The sequence below is a fragment of the Methylocaldum sp. RMAD-M genome, assembly GCF_017832375.1.
In the GTDB taxonomy this organism is placed as follows: Bacteria; Pseudomonadota; Gammaproteobacteria; order Methylococcales; family Methylococcaceae; genus Methylocaldum.
Genome location: NZ_JAFIBZ010000061.1, coordinates 1 through 3,100 on the forward strand (window position 1 = coordinate 1; position 3,100 = coordinate 3,100).

The 3,100-nt window shown below is 61.9% G+C and carries 4 protein-coding genes; all 4 read right to left on the reverse strand.

Going from position 1 to position 3,100, the window contains the following annotated elements; translation table 11 throughout:
• Nucleotides 1-911: DUF3150 domain-containing protein (locus JOD69_RS24355; RefSeq protein WP_210024365.1), on the reverse strand; the 911-nt coding region annotated here is incomplete at its 3' end.
• A 212-nt stretch (nucleotides 912-1,123) separates the two neighbouring features.
• A complete protein-coding gene (locus JOD69_RS24360) occupies nucleotides 1,124-1,360 on the reverse strand; it encodes a hypothetical protein (protein ID WP_086132945.1) in 237 nt (78 codons plus the stop codon).
• A gap of 85 nt (nucleotides 1,361-1,445) precedes the next feature.
• Nucleotides 1,446-2,192: a hypothetical protein gene (locus JOD69_RS24365; RefSeq protein ID WP_139840975.1), complete on the reverse strand. Its 747-nt coding sequence runs from the start codon at nucleotides 2,190-2,192 to the stop codon at nucleotides 1,446-1,448.
• Between the two features lie 2 nt (nucleotides 2,193-2,194).
• Nucleotides 2,195-3,085 (reverse strand): AAA family ATPase, encoded by an 891-nt coding sequence (locus JOD69_RS24370; protein WP_245245760.1) that lies wholly within the window; start codon nucleotides 3,083-3,085, stop codon nucleotides 2,195-2,197.
• Nucleotides 3,086-3,100: the final 15 nt, after the last annotated feature.

Here is a 3,100-nt window from a genome sequence, read left to right on the forward strand (position 1 = left end):
GGGCGATCCTCACCCGGAACCGAAGCCGGAGCACTCCCGTGATTCATCGGAAGGCTCAACTCCGGTATCTGCGTCAGCCCTTCCCCGTGACGCTTGATCTTGTCGGGGTCGGACAGCAACAGGGCGGTCGCAATCATCTCGCTGAGGTATGGCCCATCCAGTGCGCCGGTTTTTGGTATGCGGGCCAGGAGATCATCAAGCGTTGCGACGACCGGATGGACCCGATGATCCAGGAACGCCAGCCCATTGAGCTTGTCCCGAATCCGTTTGAAGGGACTCAGGGCCTTGCGGGTGACCGCCTGGCGTCCCAACAGGGAGCTCTCGACCAGGTCGTTGGCGTCCTGGGCGATTTCCCGGAACAGGGTTTCGCTCAACGAGCCGACCTTGCGGTCGAGCGACGACTCGGCTGCGCCTCCGGTTTCCGTCGACTCCGGGTGTGACACCCGGAAGATAATGTAATCGAACCGGAGTCCGGCGGCGACGACCTCGACGGGATCCACGGCGCGGCGGATCGCCTGTTCGAAACCGGGATGTCGCGCGATCCAGGCGTCGATAGTTTGATCGTACCGAGCCAGGAACTCAGCCCGGGCCTCCCGAAATCTCACGGCAATCTGCTCCAGTTCGGAACGGATCGCGTCGAGCGCGCCTTCCGGGACGGCAAAGCCGCCGAGGAAGCGCGTGCCGACCTTGAGGCAAACCCGCTCGGCCTCCTTCTTGAGGCGGTTGAACACCGCGAGCTCAGTGGGATCAGCGATTTTCTTCGATCCCAGCGAGGCCAGATCCTCGGGCGGCAGCACGCTGCCGTCCGCCAGGATCAGATCCTCCTTGCGGAGTTTCTTGCGGCCACCCCAAATATGGGCGTCGATTTTAACCACCCGCAGGCGGTCGAGAATCATCGTGGTCTCTTGCATGGTGCAGTCTCCAAAAGAGAAGGAACGCACCTTGCCTCAGGGGCGAATCGATGCGCCCCTTCGGGGTTGATTGGATAGTCCTCGGGTGTAAGCTGAAAGAATCCAGCCACCACCGGAGATGATCATGACGTCCAAGGTCGTTCACGGCGGGCGCGATCGCCTGGAACATCAACTCGTGGCAGCGCTCTTTTCACCTGCCACTGAGCCTGAAATTAGATGGCAACAGGCCGTAGGTCGCACGGCTTCCATCCGTCATGGCCACCATCATTCCAGTCGCCGGCGATGGTGATGTTCATCTCCTGGTTGCGCGGATCCCAATAGATGCCGGTCACCAGAAACGTGCCGCGCCAGTCACACGCATAGGGCGTGCTCTCCTTCACTTCCACGGCCATGCCGAAGGTGAGCGGCTTGCCGTGCTCCTCTTGAAACTGCTGCATCTCAGGGTTCATGCGGTCCTCCAAAAGAGCCATCGACTTAAAAAAAGGGGAGGCTCTACCCAAGGGGATCGCCTCCCCTTAAGGGCTACGAGAAAGATCAGAACCAGTGGTCCTGATCCGTCTGAATGATTTCCGCTAGATCGATGCGCGGCTGAAGTAGTCCCAGCGCTTCAGCCATGGGCCTGACGTTCTCCAGATCGGTACCGAACTGGGCCAGCACCGGGGTTTCCGTTCGGAGATCGGTCCCGATTTCGAGACCGTCCTCGGTCGCGATCGAAACCATCACGCCGTCGGGCGCCCGTTGCTTGAGGCTCATCAGAACCAGCACAGGCATAACGCCTTGGTCCAGCCCGATTTGGCCTGCCCCGGAAGCGCCGGTCCCCGGAATTCGCCAGTGGCCGATAACCCCGGGTTCGAATTCGGCGTGGTCGCTCCGATCGAGTCGGAATGCCATAGCCAGATCGTCTGCCGCACTCGCCACCGCTCGGCCCCAATCGAGCAATTGCGCTCGCGGCACCGATCGGTCGATTCTGATACGCCAGTAGAACGCTTCGGTCCGAACCTCGGGTGGGGCTGGCACTGGCGTCTCTTGGGCATCCATCTCGACCGGCTGGAGTTTGCCCTGATCATCGATCCGCACCTGACCGACATGCACGTATCCCTTGCGCCGCTTGGCGTTTTCCAGGGCCGTTTTGTCCCGACGGCGGGTGCTGATCTGTGGCAGGGTCGGTCCGGTGGGACCCCAACGGGTCGTGATGGTATCGTCCGAATTGCGCCGGATCGCCCAGTCCTTGCTGGCCCCGTTCGGATACGTGAATCGGTACAAGTCGTACGTCTCCATCACGGTCACGTGCTCCGCCAATCATCCCCGAAAACATCGGCGGCAATCCGATGGATCGCCAGCCGTTGCTCGGGCTCGGCCCGCAAGGTCAAGGCCCGGTCCAAGGCGTATTCCAGGGCATTAGGCGCGCCCTTGAATGCCACCGTTAGCGACGCCCAGCGGATGAGTCCGCGTGTGGACATCGTCACGCTGAGCATTCCCGGTCCCTCCTCACTGCCGACGAAGAGCTTTCGCACCTCGTTGGCAACATGAATCATCTTGTCCCGGATGACGGCCGGGATGGCCGGCACCGTCTTTGCGAGAACCGCGTCTTCCAATTCCGGTTCCGGATAGCCGATCTCAATCAACCGGAAGCGGTCCAGAAAAGCGAGGTTCTGCCGCAGCACGCCTTGGTAGACGCCGCTTTGATCCCCGCCGCCGGCGCTGTTGCCGGTGGCGATCAGGCGGAACTTCGGGTGCGGACGAATCACTTCGCCGCCGTTCTGCGGAATCACCAAGGGTTGGCCCTCAAGGACGTCGTTGAGCCCGGCCAGTTCGGACGGGTCCATCAGATCGATCTCGTTCACGATCAAGAGGTGTCCGTCGCGAACGGCTTGGGCCAAGGGGCCATGCACGAACTGCAGGTTGCCGTTGACCAGTGTGAACTGGCCGAGCAGGTCGTTCAGTTCCAACCGGCCGTGGCAAGTGACCGCGTCCACCGGCCAGTTCAGCCGGGCGGCGATCTGCGTGACCAACGAGGTCTTGCCGGACCCGGTGGGACCCGTCACATAGAGCCCGTCGCCATGGGTTTGGCTCAGGAACGCCAAAACATCCCGCAGCGGTTCCCTGCGGAACAGGTAGTCCCGTTTGACCGGGATTTTGGGATGGTTGCCGTCGGAGAAGCCTTCGACGGTCAGCTTGGCCGGGGCTTG

Excerpts from the sequence above, each read along its gene's own strand:
- JOD69_RS24360 (WP_086132945.1), bottom strand. The coding sequence starts at position 1,360 with ATGAACCCTGAGATGCAGCAGTTTCAAGAGGAGCACGGCAAGCCGCTC.